A 21359-nucleotide genomic window follows, 5' to 3' on the forward strand; every position below is an offset into this window, starting at 1 on the left:
GGACCCGATGCATTTTACACCGGCCCCATCGCCAACCAGATTGTAAGTGCGGTCACGACGAGCAAGCTTAGCCCCGGCGACATGACCATGACGGACCTTGCGCAATATCGCGCAAAGGAACAGCAAGCGGTTTGCGCGCCGTACCGCGTTTATGTGGTGTGCGGCATGGCCCCGCCTTCATCAGGCGCGACAACGGTCTTGCAAATATTGGGCACGTTGCAGCGTTTTGACTTGGCGGCATCGGGCAAAAACAGCCCCAAAAGCTGGTATTTAATTGGTCAGGCGATGCAGCTGGCATATGCCGACCGCGAAAAATATCTGGCGGATGATGCGTTTGTGGATGTGCCGGTCGCTGGCCTTTTGAACCCCGAATATATCAAAGAACGCTCCGCGCTTATTGACCCTGAAAAGGCGCGCACGGACTATCCAGCCGGGAACCCGCCCGGCGCCATGCCCCGCACGGCGGCCATTTCCAGTGAAGTTGCAGGAACAACGCATTTCACGGCAGTCGATCGCAACGGCAACATCGCCAATATGACGTCGACGATTGAGGGGCCATTTGGCAGCCAGCTGGTTGCGGGCGGCTTTTTCTTGAACAACGAATTGACCGACTTCACCTTTTCACCCGAAAAAAATGGCGCGCCAGTTGCCAACCGCGTGATGGGCGGAAAGCGGCCATTGTCGTCCATGTCCCCTACGATCGTGTTTGATCGCGATGGGCGCGCAGTGCTTGCATTGGGTTCAGCCGGCGGAAAACGCATCATCATGCATGTGACCAAGACGCTGATTGGCGTCATCGACTTCGGCCTTCCGCTCGATCAAGCGATTGCGCTGCCAAATATCTATTTTGGCGGTGGCGGTCTTGAGGTCGAACAAAATACCATGCTTTCGGCGATGTCTGACGGGCTTGCCAAATTTGGACAGACGGTACGCCCTGTCGATCTGGGTTCAAAAGTTAACGGCGCGCAGCGTGTCGGCGGCAGCTGGACCGGGGCTTCCGACCCACGCAGCGAGGGGACATCGGCCACTATCGATGCCAAGGGTAAGGTGACAGTGACCGAACCGCGATTGGTTGATGAGGCACCGACTGAGGATGTCGGTTAACGCTAACGGCCCGTTGCGCCTTACGCATTGGCGCGCTAGCGTAATTTTCCAGAGTCCCATAATGGACCGCAAAATGTTGTTTAGGAGAGAATAAGTGGCTGCCGAGCAATTCGACGATTTTGACAGCTTCCCCAACCTCGTCACCATGTTTTTTGCGCGTGCGCGGTATCGCGGTGACGCCCCGTTTTTGTGGGCAAAACATGATGCTACGTGGCAATCCTTAAGCTGGGCTGAGGTCGCGCGCCAGGTTGCGGGCTTTGCCAAGTCGCTGCGCCAGCTTGGGCTGGAAAAGGGCGACCGGGTCATGCTCGTGTCGGAAAATCGCCCCGAGTGGTGTATCGCCGATCTGGGCATCATGGCGGCTGGATGCGTGACGGTGCCGACCTACGTCACCAACACCGAACGCGACCATCAGCATATTCTCGACGACAGCGCCGCCCGCGCGGTGATTGTTTCGACAGCAAAGTTGGCCAAGACATTGATGCCGGCGGCGTTGCGGTCGTCGCAAGCGGAATTCATCATCGCTATGGAACCGCAGCCAGCGGTGCAGCATGGCCAATTGTCGATGCACCACTGGTCCGACATGGTTCAGGGCAATGATGCCGATGTACGGGCTGCTGAGGCGGCTATGGCGGCAGTAACGCGCGACGATTTGGCGTGCATCATTTACACCAGCGGCACCGGCGGTGCACCGCGTGGTGTGATGCAGCATCATGGCGCGATCTTGCACAATGTCGATGGCGCCGCTGAGGTGCTGCGCGAGGATTTTGGGCTGGATGAAGAAGAAGTCTTCCTGTCATTTTTGCCGCTCTCGCACGCTTATGAACATAGCGGTGGGCAATTCCTGCCGATCAGTGTTGGCGCGCAAATCTATTATGCGGAGGGGCTGGAAAAGCTCGCTTCCAATATCGAGGAAACACGGCCGACCGTGATGGTGGTTGTCCCTCGATTGTTTGAAGTCCTGCGTCAAAGAATGATCAAGGCCGTCGAAAAGCAGGGCAAGTTTCCAAACTACTTGCTCAATAAAGCACTGACCATTGGCGAGCGGGACTATTCCGGACGCAAGCGGCTTTCCGATGCGCCAATGCGGTTGATTTTATCGCGGACGATTAAGCCCAAAATCCAGGGGCGCTTTGGCGGCCGGATGAAGGCCATGGTATCGGGCGGTGCGCCGCTCAATCCCGACATTGGCGTGTTTTTCCAATCTTTGGGTATCACGTTGCTGCAAGGATATGGGCAGACCGAGTCTGGCCCGGTTATCAGCTGCAACCGGCCCAAAACAGGCATCAAGATGGATACCGTTGGCCCGCCGCTGAAAAATACTGAGGTCAAGATTGCCGAAGATGGCGAGATCCTTGTCCGTGGTCCGTTGGTGATGAAGGGCTATTGGCGGAACAAGGCGGAGACCGACCGGGTTATCAAGGATGGTTGGCTGCACACCGGCGACATCGGCTACATCGATGATTGCGGACGTATTGCCATCACTGACCGCAAAAAGGATCTGATCGTCAACGACAAGGGCGACAACATCGCGCCACAGAAGATTGAGGGCATGCTCACGCTTCAGCCTGAAATTTTGCAGGCGATGGTTTCAGGGGACAAGCGGCCGTACATCGTTGGCCTTATCGTTCCGGATCCCGAATGGGCCCTCGAATGGGCGCGTGCGCAGGATATGAAATATGATTTCAATGCCTTGCAGGCCAATCCGCAGTTTCGCGCTGCGGTTCGTGCCGCGGTTGACCGGGTCAATGCGGATGTGTCGGTGACCGAAAAGGTCCGCCAGTTCGAATTTGCCGATGAGCCTTTCACAATCGAAAATGGCGAAATGACGCCGAGCATGAAAATTCGGCGCCATGTCATCCGCGAACGTTACGCCGCGCGCGTCAATGGCCTTTACAAGGACTGACGCGTCGCGACGTCGTGTCGGTTTGCTTATTTTGCATCCTGCCATGCACTGACCTCGGAACGGACCCGGGGTTGGGTTTGGATGCGCGTTTTTACCGACCGGATTTTCATGTGACTGCGCCCCGGTGGGCCGCTACGCATTTTGCGCCCAAATAAGAAATTCAACATTGCCCTGCGGCCCTGTAATCGGGCTGGTGGTCAAACCGCGCACCGTCCAGGTTTTTTCTACCAACCACTGCTGTACCTCGTTGCAAACGCGTTCATGGACGTCAGGGTCCCGCACGACGCCGCCTTTGCCAACTTCTTCGCGGCCCGCCTCAAACTGTGGTTTGATAAGTGCGATCAATTGCGCGCCGCTTTTGGCAAAGGTCAAAGGTCGCTCAAGCACTTTCGCGAGACCGATGAAGCTTGCGTCACAGACGATAAGGTCAACGGGTTCAGTAATATGCACGTCCGTCAATATGCGCGCGCTTGTCTGTTCATGAACCACCACACGGGGGTCTTGCCGCAGTTTCCACGCAAGCTGGTTCGTGCCGCTATCGACGGCGAAAACGCGCGTTGCCCCTTGCGTCAGCATCACGTCGGTAAAGCCGCCCGTTGAGGAACCCACATCAATGGCCACCATGCCGGTTACATCGATGGTAAATTCATGGAGGGCATGGGCAAGTTTAATGCCCCCGCGTGACACCCACGGATGATCGCTGCCCTTCACACTGATTTCGGTATCTTCGGCGATTTGCTGCCCTGGCTTTAGTGCCTTGGCATCACCGATATAGACATGGCCCGCCATGACCAATGCCTGCGCACGCGTCTTGCTTTCGGCAAGGCCGCGATCAACGATCAATTGGTCTAGTCGTGTTTTTTTGGTCGCCATGTCGCAACGCGCTAGCGGAGCAGATGCGATTTGGCCATAAGACAAAGTCATGCAAACCCGTAACCTGACCCTCATTGCAATGTTGCTGCTCGCATCCTGCGTTGCACCGCCGCCACCGCCAGCACAAAGGGCCGCGCCCGTGCCGCCACCGGTGGCCGCCACGCCTGCGCCAACACCGCGTCTATCGGCGGATTGGAATGACTGGCCGTTTGCCGTGGGTGATTGGGTGTATCGGCGCGATGATCGCGGATCGACTGCTGTATTTGGACCGACTGGCAAAAATGCAGTTGTCAGCCTGCGCTGCGACCTACAAAATCGGCGCATATATGTGTCGCGTGAAGCGACTGCGCCGGGGCAACGCATCGTCATACGGACATCTTCGTCCATGAAGGAATTTGCTGCCAAGCCGACCGGCGGAACGCCCGCCTATCTGGCCAGTGAAATCATGCCGATGGATGCTATATTGGATGCGATGGCGTTCAGCCGCGGACGGATATTATTGGAAACGGACGGACATCCGCCGATCATTTTGCCGGCATGGGCAGAGATTGCACGCATTGTCGAAGATTGCCGCAAATAGCATTTTGACCATGTCAAATATCGTGGCGCAGAACCCCAATATTTGCCTGAAAAATAATTTATTACAAGACTTGTTTAAGTCACCCGTTTGATTCAACTTCGGTCCTGCGGAGGGCAGATATATGTTTGAAGCAAGCAATTTCCATTCAACGAAAGGAGGTGATCCGATGTCTCATGGTTCAGTTAAGAGGTCGGGGAATTCCGTTCGGGAGATCGGCCGCCGATGATATCGGCGATGCCGGTCACGGCATGAAAGCAACTTCCGGCAGCGGCACATCCGACCGCTGACCCATGTTTGAGGGCCGTTGGATCATTCCAGCGGCCCTTTTCTGTTTCGCCTGCATTTCGGTGGTCTTGTCCGCGCGCAACATCTTTTTGTCGAACAGCAGTGGCAAATGACGTTCGAATGCTTACATCAGAACAAAGATCAAAAAGGGGCATCACATTATGCAGTTTCTGCGCGTCAGCTGGAAAATATTGGTCGGGTTTAAAGACCTGCTGGTGCTCCTGTTCCTGTTCTTATTCTTCCTCGCGATATTCGCGCTTCTGAACGCCAGCCCCAATCCGGCGGTCGTGCGCGATGGTGCATTGTTGCTGAAACTTGATGGCGTTATTTCCGAACAGCCTGCAGAAGTTGACCCGCTGACAGCGCTCACATCCTCAGCCATGCCAACCGGTGAAATCCGGCAACGCGATGTCGTTCGCGCGCTCAAGCTGGCGGAAAAAGATACGCGGGTGAAATTGGTCGTTGTCGACATGGAACGGTTCATGGGCGGCGGACAGGCGAGCCTTGCGGCAATCGGCAACAGCCTTGAGGCGGTGAAAAAGGCGGGCAAGCCTGTCTATGCCTTCGCCACGGCCTATTCGGATGACAGCTATCAACTGGCGGCCCATGCCACGCAAATCTGGATGGACCCGTTGGGCGGCGCAGTGATTACGGGACCCGGCGGATCGCAGCCATATTATAAAGGCTTGCTCGACCAGCTTGGCGTGAAGGCCAATATCTACCGTGTCGGCACGTTCAAGAGTGCCGCTGAACCCTATATGCGCACCGAGCAGTCCCCTGAATCCAAAATGGCCATCAAGGGCGTATATGATGAGGTCTGGAGCCAGTGGAAAGCGGGCGTAGCAAAGGCGCGTCCTCAGGCGCAGCTGGACCGCATGTTGACCGACCCGGCCGGTGCGGTGGAGTCTGTTAAAGGTGATCTGGCGCAATTGGCGCTGTCGTCACGTCTGGTCGACAAGCTGGGTGACCGTATCGCATTCGGCAAATTCATCGCCGGCAAGGTTGGCGCGGATGACAAGAAAACGACCGGTGGCTTTGCCCACACCCCAATGGACGCGTTACTTGCGAGCTACGGTCCAGCAACCGCAGGTGCGCAGATTGGCGTCGTGACCATTGCTGGTACGATCGTTGATGGAGAGGGCGGTCCTGGAACCGCAGCGGGCGACACCGTCAGCGGTCTCATTTACGATGCGCTCGACAATAAGGATTTGAAAGCGTTGGTGGTCCGTGTGGATTCGCCGGGCGGTTCGGTCACAGCGTCTGAAAAAATCCGTCTGGCGATTGAAGCGGCGAAAGCGAAAAAGATTCCGGTCATCGTTTCGATGGCAAATTTGGCCGCAAGCGGCGGTTATTGGATATCGCTTCCTGCCGATGTTATTTTTGCCGATCCTTCAACGATTACCGGATCTATCGGTATTTTCGGCGTCATTCCAAGCGCTGAGGCTGGGCTTGCGAAAATCGGTGTGAATGCCGACGGCGTGAAGACAACGCCATTGTCGGGCGAACCGGATATCTTGAATGGCTTCAGCCCCGAATTTGACCGCGTGGCCCAAAGCGCCATTGAGAATGGCTATCGCCAGTTCCTGACCCGCGTAGCCACGGCGCGCAAGAAAACGCCCGAGCAGGTGGATGCTGTCGCGCAGGGGCGTGTATGGGCAGGTGGCACGGCCCGTCGGCTCGGCCTTGTCGACAGGACCGGTGGTATGAATGAGGCGTTTGCGGAAGCGGCAAAGCGTGCCGGATTGAAACCCGATGGGTGGCATGCCGAATATATTGAACCACCAACGAGCTTCGCAGATACGCTCATCAGTGGCCTGATGCCAAAGCGGGCGCAGGCTGCAGCGCCGATGGATGTTTTTGCGCAAGCATCATGGCAGCAGCAGTTGCTGTTCCAGCGGATTTCCACTGATCTGAACATGCTCACCGGCGTGCGTGGCGCACAGGCCAAATGTCTCGAATGTGTGGATTTTGGTGCACCCGCGACGGCAAAGGCCGATACCGGTTGGTTCGCGATGTTGGTGAAGGCATTCAGTTAATTACTTGTCATCCCGAGCCCATGTCCGGGATGACAAATATCACTTGGACTGCTTACGCCTTAATTGCGCAAATAAGCCCGGACGAGCTTACGACGCCGAGTATTTCGGGGTCTTGCAGCGAACGTGTGCGCTTCAGAAAGTCCTCGACTGTAATCTTACACATGTCCTGACCGCGCAGCTTTTTAAGGCCGCTTAGCTTATTCAATTGCACAAGTGAAAGCCGGTCGACCATCCGGTCAGCCATGCAGGCTGCAATCGGACGAGACAGACCGGCATCCATCAGCGCGGTTCTGACGCGTGTTTCAGGGGTGGCACATGCCGAGAGCGCTAGTGCAACAAATGTGACCAGCGCTGCCCGTTTCATATACCGCGTTCCTTCGCCCGTTCGACGCATTCCATGATAATACGCTTGGCGTCATTTTCATCGCCCCAGCCATTCAACCTGGCCCATTTGCCGGGCTCCAGGTCTTTATAATGGGTGAAGAAATGTTCGATCTGTTGAAGGACGATGGGTGGCATATCCTTGTACGTCACAACATCCGAATAATAAGGAAAGGTCTTGTTGACCGGCACGCAGAGCAATTTTTCATCACCGCCAGCATCGTCTTCCATCAACAACACGCCAATCGGGCGGCATTTGACCACCGCACCTGCGACGATAGGCGAGCGCGCGACGACAAGTGCGTCCAACGGGTCGCCATCTTCACCCAAAGTATGCGGAACAAAGCCGTAATTGGCGGGGTAACGCATGGGGGTGTGCAGGAAACGGTCGACGAAAAGAGCGCCAGAAGCCTTGTCAAATTCATACTTTACAGGTTCGCCGCCAATGGGAACCTCGATCAGCACGTTAAGGCTTTCAGGCACATTGTCGCCTGCTGGAATCAAATCAATACGCATGGGAGAATGCTTTCAAATAATTTTAGTTGGTCCGCCGCGGACGAAGCAAACGATCGATCGCCGTTTCGCCCTTGCCCGTGGCTTCGAGGTGCGGATAGCGCAAGCCGCCCGAATAGGCGATGTCTATTTGCTCAAAACGTGTGTTGCGTTCCAATATAAGCCACTGCGGGTAAAGCAGGAATGACCTGACGCACTTGGAAAATAGAGCGATCAACATCGGTTGCGTCCACGGACAGGATCATCGGTTCCGACAAGGGGCGATCTTGCGGCTCAGGGATATTCGAGACGATAGGCACAGGCTGCGGCGCACTGTTTTGCGCAGATGCTGCGGAAATGAGGCTAGCGGAAAGGGCGAATGCGGCGATAGCGCGGGATAATATGCGGGGATTCATGGTCCAGACATTTGGCGAAAGCCGATTGGCACGTCCAGCCCTATTCCACTAACAACAATTAGCCGCTAGGGCGCTTTAATATGGCAAAGATACAGACACCCCAAGCCGTTCGCGGTACTCAGGACATGTTCGGCGAGACAGAAGAACGTTTTGCGCATGTCGTCGCAACATTTGAGCGCGTGCGCAGGCTTTATGGATTTAAGGGGCTGCAACTGCCCGTCATTGAGCCAACGGCGGTTTTTTCGCGCAGCCTGGGTGAGGCGACGGATGTTGTCTCCAAGGAAATGTACAGCTTCGAAGATCGTGGCGGGGATTCAATCACGCTGCGTCCCGAATTTACGGCGGGCATTGCGCGCGCGTACCTTACCAATGGCTGGCAGCAATTTGCGCCGATGAAGCTGTCGGTGCACGGCCCATTGTTCCGTTACGAACGCCCGCAAAAGGGCCGCTATCGCCAATTTCACCAGATTGACGCGGAGATTATCGGCGCAGCAGAGCCTGCCGCTGATGTTGAACTGCTGGTAATGGCGGACCAATTGCTGAAGGAATTGGGCATAAATGACGGCGTGACGTTGCAGCTCAATACATTGGGCGACACGCCAAGCCGCGACGCGTGGCGCGCGGCATTGGTCCGATATTTCAACGATCACAAGGGCGCGCTGTCCGAAGACAGCCTCGCGCGGCTGGAGAAAAACCCGCTGCGTATTCTGGATAGCAAAGACCCCAAAGATCGCCCGATTGCCCACGCGGCGCCGGTGATCGACGATTATCTATCGGGCGAAGCAAAGGATTTCTTCGGCGCGGTCACAGCAGGCCTTGATGCCGCTGGCGTCGCATGGACGCGCAATGCCGCGCTGGTGCGCGGGCTGGATTATTATCGCCACACCGCGTTTGAATTTGTGACCGACCGCCTGGGTGCACAGGGCACCGTGCTGGGCGGCGGGCGCTATGATGGCTTGATCGAAAATCTCGGCGGACCGGCAACGCCAGCGGTTGGCTGGGCGGCGGGCATTGAGCGGTTGGGCATGTTGATTGACGCCGTGCCAACACAGCAGATCGAAGCCATGATTGTTTTGGAGAATGACGCGGGTCTTGGGCATGCCTTCGCGCTTTTGCGTCAGCTGCGCCAAGCCGGAATTTCGGCCGACATGATTGCAACTGGTTCTCCGAAAAAGCGCTATGATAAGGCCGTCAAGCAAAGCCCGGCGGCTATCCTGCGCGTCAATGAGGATGGCTATTACGGGATGTCCGGTGAAGGCCATAATGACCGGCTTACGAGCGTACTTCAGTCGCGCGCATGACCAAAATCTCCCCGCAACGTATCGCGCTTATTGAATCGCGCTTTTCCGAGCTTGAGGCGCGGATGGCTTCGGGGCAGTTGGAAGGCGATGCCTTTGTCACGGCGTCCAAGGAATATTCGGAGCTGGAACCGGTGGCCAAGGCGGCGGCCAATGTCCGGCGACTGCGCAAAGAAATCGAAACCTTGCAGCATATGTCGAAGGATTCCTCCGATCCCGACCTGCACGAGATGGCGATTGAGGAACTGGAGGATGTCAGTCATCAGTTGGGCGAAGCCGAAACCGCTTTGGCTATTGCGCTCTTGCCGAAAGATGCCGCCGATGACCGGCCCGCCATGCTCGAAATCCGGGCCGGCACGGGCGGTGATGAAGCGGCGTTGTTTGCCGGTGACCTGTACCGCATGTACGAACGCTATGCCGCGGGGCAGGGGTGGAAGATCGAGCCTATCTCCGTCAGCGCGTCCGATGTGGGCGGGTTCAAGGAAGTTGTTGTCGCGATCAAGGGCAATGGCGTTTTCGCCAAGCTGAAATATGAAAGCGGCGTCCACCGTGTGCAGCGCGTGCCCGTGACCGAAAGCGGCGGCCGCATTCACACCAGCGCCGCGACCGTCGCGGTGCTGCCGGAGCCAACCGAAGTCGATATCCAGATCGAGGCGCGCGACTTGAAAATCGACGTGTACCGTGCGTCGGGTGCGGGCGGACAGCACGTCAACACCACAGACTCGGCCGTGCGTATTACCCATTTGCCGACAGGCATTGTCGTGACCTGCCAAGACGGACGCAGCCAGCACAAGAACAAAGAACAAGCCATGCAAGTGCTGCGCGCGCGGATGTACGAAAAAGAGCGCGAGGAAGCCCAAGGCGCGGAGGCCGAGGCGCGCAAAGCAATGGTTGGCTCAGGCGACCGTTCGGAACGCATCCGCACCTATAATTTCCCGCAAGGCCGCGTGACCGATCACCGGATCAACCTGACGCTGCATAAGCTTCCGGAGATATTGGAAGGCGGCGGCCTTGGTGAATTGGTTGCGGCGCTGATTGCCGAAGATCAGGCCGAGCGCATGGCGGGGCTGTCGGATTGAACCTCTTCCGTCATCCTGAACTTGTTTCAGGATGACGATGCGGCGTTAGGCGGGTCAGTCGATCACCAACCGCCCATGGTCCAATTTCGGCAAGACATAACGTGCAAACATGTCGCATTCGTTGATGTGCGGGTAACCCGACAAAATGAACGCTTCGATGCCCACGGCGCGATATGCCTCGATTTTGGCGAGCACTTGGTCCGGGTCGCCAACGATCGCAGCGCCGCAGCCTGAACGTGCGCGGCCAATTCCGGTCCACAGATTATCTTCCAGATATCCGTCGTTCGCTTCCGATTGCGCGCGCAATTCGGCCTGATGTGCAACGCCGAAGGTTTGCGTATCCAAGGATTTGTTGCGGATTGCGTCGCCTTGCTGCGCATCCAGCTTGGACAAGAGACGGTTCGCATAAGCCCGGGCTTCGGCTTCGGTTTCACGCACGATGACATGCGCGCGGAAGCCATATTTCAACGTCCGTCCAAATTTTGCCGCGCGCGCGGTCATGTCTTCGACAAGCTCCTTCGCGCCCTGAACCGTTTCCGGCCACATCAAATAGACATCGCAACCTTCGGCAGCAGCGTCTTTAGCCGCGGGCGAGAGACCACCGAAATAAAGCGGCGGGCATTTGCCGCTGACGGTCTTCATGCGTGGCGGATCGAGATCGATTTTATAATGTTCGCCATCAATCGACAGATGCTCGCCGTTCAACAATGTCTTGAGGATCTGCATTGCCTCGACCGTCCGGCGATAGCGCGGTTCGCTGTCCATCTTGTCACCCGGCAAGTCAGACGAGATGATGTTGATGTTCAAACGCCCACCCGAAATCTGGTCCAGCGTGGCAATCTGCCGCGCCAATTGCGGGGGCCAGCTTTCGCCAATACGCACCGCCATCAGCAACTTGATACGCGTGGTCAGCGTCGCAATGGCGCTGGCAAACGCTGTGGTATCCAACCCAAGCGTGTAGCCCGAGGGAAGCAATATATTATCGAACCCGCCCTTTTCAGCAGCAAGCACGATATTGCGGCAATGCTCCCAACTCGACGCGAGCATGGGATCGGGTTGCCCAAGAAATTCGTAATCATCGTCGCATAATGCGGAGAACCAGCTGACTTCGATTGGATTTTTCATGGCAGGGGAACTCCTCGCGCAGCGACCAATACGCTGTACCAGTCAGCGCGGGTCCATGTGATTTTGAAGGCATCGGCAGCCTCTATGATGCGTGCCGGGTTTTGCGAGCCGACAATCGGGATGGGGCGGGCAGGGTGCGCCATGATCCAGCTATAGGCCGCTGCCGTGCGCGAAACGCCATGCGCGGCTGCAACGTCCGACAAGGCTGCCGCTACATTTTGTTCGCGCGTGTTGCCTGGATCACCGATGCGACCGCCGCCAAGTGGTGACCATGCCAACACCGCCAAATCCATAGCGATGGCTTGATCAAGCTCACCATTTTCGATGGTATCGATCCGCAACGGGGAAAGCTCCGGCTGTGTCGAGACAATCGGGACGCTGCTAAACTGTGCCAAGGTCGAGATTTGCGCCGTCGTGAAGTTTGACACACCAAAAGCGCGAATTTTTCCGGCTTTATGCGCGTCTTCGATGGTGCGTGCGATTTCTTGCGGGTGGGTAAGGATATCGGGACGGTGGATTTGCCACAGGTCGACATATTCAGTGCCCAAACGCGACAGGCTGTCGTCAATTGCCTTGGTCAGATATTCCGCGCTGCTGTCATATGGCGTCGGCGGGGTAATTCCGCCCTTAGTGGCCAGCACCATCCGGTCACGATATTCGGGTGCCTCGGCAAAGACGCGGCCAAGCAGCTCTTCTGCCTTGCCAAAGCCTTGTTCGCCAAAGCCATAGATGTCCGCCGTATCGAAAAGGGTGATGCCTGCTTCGAACGCCGCATCAATGGCCGCGCGGGCTGCGGACATTTCAAGACCCGCAAAGCGCCACATGCCCCAGGCAATCGATGAAATTTCAATACCGCTCTTGCCCAAAAGGCGCGTCGACGGAGGTGTTGGAAGGGTCATGTGTTTTTGCTCTTTTTTATGGAAGGTAAATAAGGTGGGGCAACCGACTCGCGGCTGATCAGTTCGTGTGGAAGACGGCGATGCTCAATTCCGCCTTCGCCAAATAATAGGTCGGCAGCGGTTGACGCGAGATCGCGTACAGGCTGGCGGACGGTGGTTAAGGGCGGCCAAACAACGCGGGCAAGCGTGGTGTCGTCGAACCCGGCGACAGACAATTGTTCCGGCACCTGAATGCCGCGGCGATGGGCGACGGCAAGGACACCTGAGGCCATGTCATCGTTCGATGCAAAGACCGCCGTGGGCGGATATTTAAGCGATAGAAATAGCTCGGTCGCCACAACGCCGCTTTCAAAATCAAAATGACCCTCGGCGATCAAGTCGGGATCCACCGATATGCCAACACGGCTAAGCGCGCGTTCATATCCTGCCTGACGTTCGGCACTGGCCATATGGTTTGCATGGCCCTTGATAAAGGCAATCCGCCGGTGACCAATGTTGATGAGGTGCGTCGTCATGTCGTCGGCGGCCTGCATATCATCCATGAATACCGAGCTGGTAAGCGCATGGTTGGTGCCGGGTGAAATGCGCACGAATGGAATGTTCATCGCCTCAAGCACGTTCAACACGGGTCCGCAATCGGTTACGGGTGAAGACAATATCGCGCCATCCACATGCGTCTGCCGGACCATGCCGCGCACCTGCTCGCCCACATCGGGGTCGGACACATCGACCGGCTGGGCAATCAGGCGCATGCCTTCTTCATGGCATCGGTCCCAGCAGCCCTGCATGATCTGGTGCATATAATAAGGGCTGTGATTGTCATAAATCAGCGCAATTTGGCCCGATTTCGTGCCCGCCAATATGCGCGCTGCGATGCTGGGCGAAAACCGCAGCTCCGCCATTGCGGCGTCGACCTTCGCTTTGGTCTCTGCACTGACATAAGGGTGATTGTTGAGGACGCGGCTGACGGTTTTGACGGCCACACCGGCCAGCTTTGCGACATCACGGATATTGGATCGGCTGTTCATGACCTGAATTCCCGTGTGATAGCGCTGAACAGCGATGCGTGCGCGCTGTCCTTGCGGGTGAACACGGGCGGCTGCCCGTGCGGAGCCGCGATGTCATATATGCCCTTGGCGTACACATCGCCGGACCAAAGATGGACCCAATCCCCGTCTGGCAAAGTCACGCTGCGGCTGCTTGTACCCTCGTGGACCACAGGGGCGACGATCATGTCCGCGCCGTAGAGATATTGGTCTTGAATGTCGTAATAGGCGGCGTCGTCATAGTGCAGGAACAACGGACGCTGAAGCGGCAGGCCGGTCGCCACAGCCTCGTCGGACAAAGCGCGGACATATGGCGCAAGGCGGGCATGCACTTGGCTCATGCGGGCAAAATGGGTGAGTATTTCGGCGCTGCTATCGAGTTGCAGATTGTCTGCTGGACGATTGCCCTCATGACTGCGCATGACGGGTGCAAAGGCCGCCAAGTCAATCCAACGGTGCATCAATTCTGCGGTCCGGACCACGCCATGCAGGCTGGTATACCCGCCGAGGTCGCTGTGGTGGTAGGCGTTGCCCAATAATCCCGACGATAATGCCGCCGTGATGACGGTGTTGATCCCGTCGTGGCGGGTGAAGTCGACGCATTGGTCGCCTGCCCATAATAATGGGCAATGCGCCTGTACGCCCGAATAACCGGCGCGCATGAAAAATGTGGCGTCATGCGTTTTGCCGCGCGATGCGATGGCGTCAGCATTCACCTTTGCCCAAAGCACGGGCCAGCGATTATGCGCTTCCATCGGGTCAGACCCATCGAACAGGCGCACATCGGTCGGCAGATATTCGCCAAAATCTGCCATCCATCCTGAAAGCCCGAAGTCGAGCATTTCCTGACCGATGATGCGTTCGGCAAACCACGCTGCGGCGGCCGGGTTGGTGAAATCCACAACGCCTGCGTCAAATTCGCCGAAATCGACGGCATAAGGTTCGTCGCTGTCCTGCCGCAACGCAAGGAAGTTGGCGGCGCGTGCCTCTTGATATAGCGATCCATCTACGGCCAGATAGGGGTTCACATAGCCAAGGAAGCGAACGCCCCGTTCGGCAAGCGCCGCAATTTGTGCGGGTAAATCAGGATAGCGGGCAGCATTCCATTTCCAGTCCCAGAACAATCGTTTGCCAAAGCTGGTCTGACGAATGCCGATCCAATCTTCGCACCACAGACCGGTAATCGTGGCGCCAGAGGCTGCAATTTTTTCGAACCTGTCAAAGGTGTCGCCACCATCCTTCAGCCCGACGATGGCACCGGAAATGGCCCAATCTGGCAGGGCAGGCTGGCGACCAAAGCGATCAGACATTTTGGTAGCCAGCGCGGGAAGCGAAAGCGCGTCAAAAAGCTCCAGATCGACATTTGCCGACCAGCATTCGACCCCAACCCGGCCCGCGTCCGTAAGATCAAGCACCGAATAGGCCGCTGTTTCGAGGTGCACCGCATAACGCGCACTGCTCAGCCATGTCGGCTGCGGATAGTTGGTGGTCCAATAATCACCGCCGGCCAAGCCATCTGCATCCATCGTCTGCGTAAGCGCGGTCGATTTATCGCGGCCAACGCCGGGTTCCGATGTCCAGAACGGAAAACGCCTGCCGTTGAGGCGCAGATAGGACATCTGTTCGCCGCCACCCCAAAAGGCTTCGGATGTTGCGCACTGCATATCTATCCAAAGCCGGTTAAAGGCCGGATCTGTGCAACGAAATGTGAGGATGGATTGCAGCGCCCGTTCCTCAAGCACCAGCGTTGCGACGACGTCAGGCCGCTTTGCGTTCCAAAGCCGGATATAGCCATCGACTTGGGCGAAGCAATCAAGCGCCAATCGTGTTTCAACGATGTCGTCGATGCGAAAATTGCCACGGACCATTTCCAGATCAGGCGCGCCAATGCCAATGCTGATAACAGGCGCATCCGCGCGATGTGAAAGCAAACAGTTGTCATTGCGCAGCAGGTCGAAGCCTTCAGGATGCATGATGACTGTAAATGGCAACGTCTATCCCTCTCGCGGTTTCGAGCCTGTGACTATGGCAGTATTGCAACAGTCACGGCTTAAATAACGTCACTATATGACACCGCTAGACATATTGAGTCAATCTGGTAACAACCCGCCCATTGATTAGGTATATCGCAGCATAGCTTTTGTTGCTTGAGGAAACTCAAGTGATTTGGTTGAGAAACGGATAGCCATTTTTAGGGAGGTACATGATGTTCAGTTCTGAATTTAAAAAAACGTCGTTCATTCGCGCTTCGTTGTTCGCAAGCGCCGCAATTATGGCGGGGGTCAGCCTGCCCGCGATGGCGCAGACCGCTCCAGCAGAAGATGAATCGGCCAACGCAGAAATCATCGTAACCGCGCAAAAGCGTGAAGAGCGTTTGCAGGATATTCCGCTCGCTGTATCCGTTGTCGGCGGTGAGGCTATCGCTAATAATGGCGGCGTCACGCTTGAAAATGCGCAGTATCTCGTGCCAAGCTTGAACTTCCGCAAGGCGGGTACTTCACTGAACCAGGCATTGTTCCTGCGCGGCGTTGGCACCATCAACTTTTCGATTGCTGCTGAACCATCGGTCGCTGCCGTTCTCGACGGCGTTGTCCTGAGCCGCGCTGGTGAAGGCTTTACCGATTTGTTCGACGTTGAGCGTATCGAAGTCCTGCGCGGACCGCAGGGTACATTGTTTGGAAAGAACGCATCGGCTGGTGTTGTCAGCATTGTAACGAAGCGTCCGACAGCTGAATTTGGTGCGACGGTTGAAGGTTCGTTCTTCACGAAGTCCGAATATCGCGGTCGTGCGACCGTTAACGTGCCGCTGAGCGCCAATGTGCGTTCGCGTTTCACCGGATTTTACGGAAGCTATGACGGCAACGTCAACAATTTGACTACGGGCAACAAGGTCAATGGCTATGAACATTACAGTGTTCGCGGCGCGATTGAGGCCGACGTTAGCGAAAAGATCATGCTGACGCTGCGCGCCGATTACCGCAAAGCCAATGATGATTGCTGCGCAGAAATTATTGGCAACACGCCAACGAACGCAGCTGCACTGGCGCTGGCTGGAACTGGTTTCGATGCCGCGGATTCACGCAACATTCGGCAGAACCTTGTTACCACGACTAAGGAAGAAAGCTGGGGCATTGCGCTTCAAGCAGACATCGAACTGGGTGAACATAGCTTGACGTCGATCACCAGCCTGCGTGGTTGGGATAACACCGAAATCCGCGATGGTGACTGGCTCGACCGGCCCTATGTTGGCTTGAACCAATTGCATGATAATGGTCCGCAAACATCGAATACCTTTAGCCAGGAAATTCGCCTTGCTTCGCCGACCGGCGAATTCCTCGAATATGTTGCCGGGGCATATTATTCAAAGGCCGAATCTGACCGTACATTCACGCGCGACGTGATTACCTGTTCAGCATCGACCCTCGCTGCGGTTGTGCCCGGCCTCGTACCTTGTTCGACCGCTGCAGGGGCTTCGACCATCACAACACCTGCCGGAACCGCGGACTTTGGGTCGACGTTCAAAAACATGTCGCTATTTGGTCAGGCTACGCTCAACCTTTCCGACAGCCTGCGTTTTATTGGTGGCTTGCGCTACACAAATGACGAATTGGATGTATACCATATCCGCCGTACCTCGCTCGCAGGTCCAGGTGTGCAAGGAAACTTTGACGCTGGCGTTTACAATAATGGTCTCGTGGCAACCGCGCCCGCTACCGGCTTTGTGGCAGGCGCCTCAAACGGCGTTCCTTTCACCACCAGCACCAGCAATAATAACCTTTCGGGTAAGGCCGCTGTTCAGGCAGACCTCACTGAAAACAATATGGCTTATGCGAGCTACACGCGTGGTTATAAGGGTCCTGCTTACAACATCTTCTATAACCTGACCACGCCCGGCGCTGGTGTTATCGCACCAGAAACGGTCAACGCGTATGAAGTGGGCTTGAAAAATACCCTTTTCGACGGCGCCCTGATACTTAACCTCGCGGCCTATTATGCCAAGTATAACAACTATCAGGCAAACAGCCCAGACTTCGTAGCCGGTGTACGCACCACGCGCCTGACCAATGCAGGTTCGGTATCGACGCAAGGTTTTGAGGTTGATTTTGTTGCGACCCCATTGCGTAACTTCTCGCTTTCGGGCGGCGTTGCTTACAACAAGGCGCAGGTTGAGAATTTCCGCTTGCCACCAGGTGCCGATGCATCACAATTGGTTGCCAAGGGCACGCCTTTGGCGAACGCACCAAAGTGGAAAATGTCGTTTGGCGCACAATATGACATTGAAACTTCGGGCTTTGCGAATATCGAGTTGGCGAGCCAGATCTCAAGCCAGTCCGACCAGATTTACGAAGCGAGTGCGAACCCGGCTGTCCGCCTTGGCTCGACCGTAGATGGTTATGCGATTGTCGATGTGTCAGCAGCCTTGGTTGATCCTAACGATGGATGGCGGGTTGCGCTACAGGTGAAGAACCTGTTCGATAAAAGCTTTGCTTCCTCGATCGTATCGGGCGGCCCCGGCGGTGCATATCGCTACATCATCCCCCGTGAGGCGGATCGGTATGTTGGCGTAACCGCAAAGATCAATTTCGGCGCGAAATAACCAAAAGCCGTCAAGGCGCACAAAAAGGCTGGAATCCGCAATGGGTTCCAGCCTTTTTTGTTTTCAAATTTCAGAGGAGAAAGCGAAGACGGGCGGTGCGAGACCATAAGCATAGCACCCCGTCCTTTGCCCGATGCCCAGAAGTACAAGGCGTTCGACAAAGAACCGACAATGGCGGATAAATGACGTTTACAGATGTAGTCGAATCGACTACGTCTGTAGTCGGAGATTTCAAAATGTCATCAGAACGTATCAGCGACGCTGAATTAACAATCATGGAAATCCTATGGGAACGCGCGCCGTTGACGGCGACAGACGTCGCTGCGCGATTGCCAGATGATCGTGATTGGTCGTTACCAACCGTGAAAACCTTGCTGTCGCGCCTACTGACCAAGGCCGCGGTTGAACATCGCGCCGATGGACGCCGGTTCCTGTACTCGCCGCTCATCGATCGCGAGGATTATGTTTCGCATGAATCCAAGCGGCTGGTTGACCGGCTTTTTGGGGGGCGGTTCATGCCGCTTGTTGCGCATCTTGCCGAGCAGGAACAGCTGAGCGACGCTGACATTTCCGAAATCGAACAACTGTTGAGGGAGATGAAATCATGAACGCTGACTTCATGGGCGCTTGGCTGTTTGATACCTTATTGACCACGACATTGCTGATGGCCGCTATTTTAATTGTACGGCGGCCTGTCGCCAAATATTTTGGTCCAACCATCGCATATGCGCTTTGGCTTATACCCGCTGCCCGTGTGTGCATGCCCACGATCGAAGGGCCATCCATTTCAACAGCTAACGGCGGCATTGCCATCCAAGACGCAGTAAGGGATGCTGTGCTCGCGGGGCTATCGTCCCCGGATGCTATGGCGACTGCGGCGAACCCGGTTGATGCCCTTCCTACGATTGATTTTCTGGCACTCGGTGTTTTGACCTGGCTTGGCGGCGCGGTGCTGTTGTTCATGATCCAAATGATCCGCTACGCCGCGATGCGCGATGACCTTTTGGCCGAAGCCACAGACATCGCCGTTGTCGATGGCGTCAAAATCGTCGCATCCGATCAGGTAGCCGGACCATTGGCGTTTGGCCTTTTTCATCGCGTGATCGCGGTGCCGCAGGATTTCACCAAAGCCTATTCGCCCGCCGAACGCGACCTCGCGATCGCGCACGAAATGGCGCATCACAAATCGGGCGATCTGTTCGTCAATCTGGCGGCTTTCATCGTCCTGTGCCTGCAATGGTTCAACCCCGTTGCTTGGATCAGCTGGAACGCATTCCGCGTTGATCAGGAAGCGGCGTGCGATGCGCGTGTGCTTGCCGGCAAGGGTCCGGAAGAACGCGCGATATACGGTCAGGCGTTGGCGAAAACCGCATTTGACGGCGTGCCGACCTTTGCGACGGCACTGAATTCACCGAAAACAATAATTGAGCGATTGAGGAGAATAACGATGAAGGACACCAGCAATACCCGCCGTTCGCTTGGCAAGATTGGTATAATAACAGCTGCTGCGATCATATTGCCGCTGACCGCAACAATAGTTCCCGCGGTCGTTGCGCAGGACAAAGTCGCGGCTGAAGAAAGCAAGCCTGAAGTGGTCAAGCGCGAGGTCCGGATAATTAAGCTGAAACGCGACGGTGAGACGATGGACATAGTCGGTCAGGACGCCTTGGGCGGCGAAGTGACCAAGGTCGAACGTGACGGGAAAACCTTCATCTTCCGCACCGATAAGAAATTGTCGCCTGAAGAAGTCGAAAAATTGATCGATAAGGCCGAAAAATCGCGGGAAGAGGCTGAAGATGCTGTGGCGCAGGCAGACAGTGCCAAGGGCGCTGAAGGTGATACGCCCGCGCCCGCCAAAACCCGCCGCGTGGAAACCATCCGCGTCATGGGCGACATGGGCGACATGGATATAGCCTCCTACATCCCCGAAATCGATATTCGTGAAATGACCAAGGACTGTCGTGACGGCCAGCCAGTGACCACCGATGTCAGCGGGTTCGACGGCAAGCAAAAATCGCGCGTCCGGCTGGTTATGTGCGGCAAAGGGCAAGCCAAATTAGCACGGGCCGAAGCGATCAAAGGCTTGCGTGAGGCGCGTAACGAAATTGCAAAGGACAAAGAAATGCCCAAGGACGTTCGCAAAGATGTTGTGAAACAACTTGATCTGCAAATTCGGAAGCTGGAAGCGCAAGGCGACGCAGCGGAATAAACGCTAATCCATTCGCAGGGCTGCCAGCTTACGCATGTGACACACCATTTGGGGCGGTTTTTGCGAACCGCCCCTTTTTCTTTGCGCGACATTGCGCCATAGCCATTTCATGAGCAACTGGCCCGATAGCATAGAAGCTGGCGAAACCGAGCAGCACGAACCCCTCGTGCGCCGCGTGCTCGCGCCCAATGCCTCGCCTTACACCTATACAGGCACGCAAACCTGGTTGGTTGGCGCAGGGTCCGATGTCGCGGTGATAGACCCGGGCCCAGTCGGTACCGGGATGAGCATTGGCGATCCGGCTGATATCAATGGCGAGGGTCATGTCGAGGCGATCTTGCGCGCTGTTGCCGGTAAGCGTGTCGCGGCCATCATGTGCACGCACACCCATCGCGATCATTCGCCAGCGGCAGCTCCGTTGAAGGCGGCGACAGGCGCACCCATCATCGGTTGCGCGCCGCTTGTCTTGCGCGACGATGGCCCGCGTTCCGATAGTGCTTTTGACCCGGATTATGCCCCCGACCGCATCCTTGCCGATGGTGAGCGTATTTCAGGCGACGGGTGGACGTTGGAAGCCGTCGCAACCCCTGGCCACACCAGCAACCATATATGTTACGGACTGGTCGAGAGCGGGGCGCTGTTTACCGGCGACCATGTCATGAAATGGTCCACCAGCGTCGTCAGCCCGCCCGATGGCGATATGAGCGACTATCTGGCGTCGCTGCAAAAATTATATGAACGCACGGACCGTATTTATTACCCCGCACATGGGCCAGCGGTCGAAAACCCAAGGCAGCTTGTGCGCGGCATGATTGGTCATCGTCGCCAGCGGGAACGCCAGATTCTGAAATTGCTTGAGGCAGGCGAAGGGCACATTCCCGAGATGGTGGCTGCGATGTATAAGGGCCTCGATCCGCGTTTGACGGGTGCTGCTGGTCGGTCGGTATTGGCGCATCTCATCGATTTGCAAAATCAGGGCCGGGTCGCTGCTGAGGGCGATGGTTGGCATTTAATCCCGTAAAAAACACCGTAA

The 21359-nt window shown here is 56.3% G+C and carries 18 protein-coding genes; 10 read left to right on the forward strand and 8 right to left on the reverse strand.

The genetic code is table 11. From position 1 onward, the window contains the following. Nucleotides 1–1104: gamma-glutamyltransferase family protein (locus tag ACIQ5B_RS02105; RefSeq protein ID WP_397597575.1), on the forward strand; the 1104-nt coding region annotated here is incomplete at its 5' end. Between the two features lie 145 nt (nt 1105–1249). Continuing rightward, the gene (locus tag ACIQ5B_RS02110) at nt 1250–3010 is read left to right on the forward strand and encodes an AMP-dependent synthetase/ligase (protein ID WP_397597597.1); all 1761 of its coding nucleotides are present in this window, start codon (nt 1250–1252) and stop codon (nt 3008–3010) included. A gap of 132 nt (nt 3011–3142) precedes the next feature. On the opposite strand, the gene ACIQ5B_RS02115 is transcribed toward ACIQ5B_RS02110, so the two are convergent. After that, nucleotides 3143–3883, reverse strand: coding sequence for a TlyA family RNA methyltransferase (locus ACIQ5B_RS02115; protein ID WP_397597576.1), 741 nt, complete (start codon nt 3881–3883; stop codon nt 3143–3145). Between the two features lie 49 nt (nt 3884–3932). Here ACIQ5B_RS02115 and ACIQ5B_RS02120 point away from each other — a divergent pair, with 49 nt between their 5' ends. Further along, entirely contained in the window at nt 3933–4463 is a 531-nt protein-coding gene (locus ACIQ5B_RS02120) for a hypothetical protein (protein ID WP_397597577.1), read from the forward strand. 446 nt (nt 4464–4909) lie between these two features. Continuing rightward, the gene (gene sppA, locus ACIQ5B_RS02125) at nt 4910–6784 is read left to right on the forward strand and encodes a signal peptide peptidase SppA (RefSeq protein WP_397597578.1); all 1875 of its coding nucleotides are present in this window, start codon (nt 4910–4912) and stop codon (nt 6782–6784) included. Between the two features lie 52 nt (nt 6785–6836). Here the strand turns inward: sppA and ACIQ5B_RS02130 are convergent, their stop codons facing one another. The 3 genes from ACIQ5B_RS02130 to ACIQ5B_RS02140 form a co-directional block, all read right to left on the reverse strand. Beyond that, nucleotides 6837–7148, reverse strand: a complete 312-nt coding sequence (locus tag ACIQ5B_RS02130) for a hypothetical protein (RefSeq protein ID WP_397597579.1) — start codon at nt 7146–7148, stop codon at nt 6837–6839. Beyond that, a complete protein-coding gene (gene ppa, locus ACIQ5B_RS02135) occupies nt 7145–7681 on the reverse strand; it encodes an inorganic diphosphatase (protein ID WP_397597580.1) in 537 nt (178 codons plus the stop codon). Before ppa ends, ACIQ5B_RS02130 begins: the two co-directional genes overlap by 4 nt. Nucleotides 7682–7812: 131 nt before the next feature. Further along, nucleotides 7813–8073 (reverse strand): hypothetical protein, encoded by a 261-nt coding sequence (locus ACIQ5B_RS02140; protein WP_397597581.1) that lies wholly within the window; start codon nt 8071–8073, stop codon nt 7813–7815. An 80-nt stretch (nt 8074–8153) separates the two neighbouring features. Between ACIQ5B_RS02140 and hisS the strand changes: the two genes are divergently transcribed. Both hisS and prfA read left to right on the forward strand, forming a co-directional pair. After that, nucleotides 8154–9374 carry a histidine--tRNA ligase gene (gene hisS, locus ACIQ5B_RS02145; RefSeq protein ID WP_397597582.1) on the forward strand — a complete coding sequence of 407 codons (1221 nt, stop codon included), beginning with the start codon at nt 8154–8156 and terminating at the stop codon, nt 9372–9374. Continuing rightward, the gene (gene prfA / locus ACIQ5B_RS02150; RefSeq protein ID WP_397597583.1) at nt 9371–10450 is read left to right on the forward strand and encodes a peptide chain release factor 1; all 1080 of its coding nucleotides are present in this window, start codon (nt 9371–9373) and stop codon (nt 10448–10450) included. Before hisS ends, prfA begins: the two co-directional genes overlap by 4 nt. A gap of 54 nt (nt 10451–10504) precedes the next feature. Here the strand turns inward: prfA and ACIQ5B_RS02155 are convergent, their stop codons facing one another. Genes ACIQ5B_RS02155 through ACIQ5B_RS02170 form a run of 4 tightly spaced genes read right to left on the reverse strand, consistent with a single transcriptional unit; the run spans nt 10505 to nt 15493 of the window. Continuing rightward, complete coding sequence (locus tag ACIQ5B_RS02155) at nt 10505–11575, reverse strand: LLM class flavin-dependent oxidoreductase (RefSeq protein ID WP_397597584.1); 1071 nt, start codon at nt 11573–11575, stop codon at nt 10505–10507. Further along, entirely contained in the window at nt 11572–12474 is a 903-nt protein-coding gene (locus tag ACIQ5B_RS02160) for an aldo/keto reductase family oxidoreductase (protein ID WP_397597585.1), read from the reverse strand. The genes ACIQ5B_RS02155 and ACIQ5B_RS02160 overlap by 4 nt, the downstream gene beginning before the upstream one ends. Then, complete coding sequence (locus ACIQ5B_RS02165; RefSeq protein ID WP_397597586.1) at nt 12471–13502, reverse strand: LacI family DNA-binding transcriptional regulator; 1032 nt, start codon at nt 13500–13502, stop codon at nt 12471–12473. The genes ACIQ5B_RS02160 and ACIQ5B_RS02165 overlap by 4 nt, the downstream gene beginning before the upstream one ends. Beyond that, the gene (locus tag ACIQ5B_RS02170; RefSeq protein WP_397597587.1) at nt 13499–15493 is read right to left on the reverse strand and encodes an alpha-glucosidase; all 1995 of its coding nucleotides are present in this window, start codon (nt 15491–15493) and stop codon (nt 13499–13501) included. Before ACIQ5B_RS02170 ends, ACIQ5B_RS02165 begins: the two co-directional genes overlap by 4 nt. Before the next feature lie 230 nt (nt 15494–15723). Here ACIQ5B_RS02170 and ACIQ5B_RS02175 point away from each other — a divergent pair, with 230 nt between their 5' ends. The 4 genes from ACIQ5B_RS02175 to ACIQ5B_RS02190 all read left to right on the forward strand — a co-directional run bounded on the left by ACIQ5B_RS02175 (nt 15724) and on the right by ACIQ5B_RS02190 (nt 21347). Further along, nucleotides 15724–18117: a TonB-dependent receptor gene (locus tag ACIQ5B_RS02175; protein ID WP_397597588.1), complete on the forward strand. Its 2394-nt coding sequence runs from the start codon at nt 15724–15726 to the stop codon at nt 18115–18117. Nucleotides 18118–18353: 236 nt separating this feature from the next. Further along, complete coding sequence (locus ACIQ5B_RS02180) at nt 18354–18725, forward strand: BlaI/MecI/CopY family transcriptional regulator (RefSeq protein ID WP_397576197.1); 372 nt, start codon at nt 18354–18356, stop codon at nt 18723–18725. Then, entirely contained in the window at nt 18722–20326 is a 1605-nt protein-coding gene (locus ACIQ5B_RS02185) for a M56 family metallopeptidase (protein WP_397597589.1), read from the forward strand. Before ACIQ5B_RS02180 ends, ACIQ5B_RS02185 begins: the two co-directional genes overlap by 4 nt. 109 nt (nt 20327–20435) lie before the next feature. Beyond that, nucleotides 20436–21347 carry an MBL fold metallo-hydrolase gene (locus ACIQ5B_RS02190; RefSeq protein WP_397597590.1) on the forward strand — a complete coding sequence of 304 codons (912 nt, stop codon included), beginning with the start codon at nt 20436–20438 and terminating at the stop codon, nt 21345–21347. The last annotated feature ends 12 nt before the right edge of the window (nt 21348–21359 follow it).

The organism is Sphingorhabdus sp. (assembly GCF_044374345.1).
GTDB lineage: Bacteria > Pseudomonadota > Alphaproteobacteria > Sphingomonadales > Sphingomonadaceae > Sphingorhabdus_B.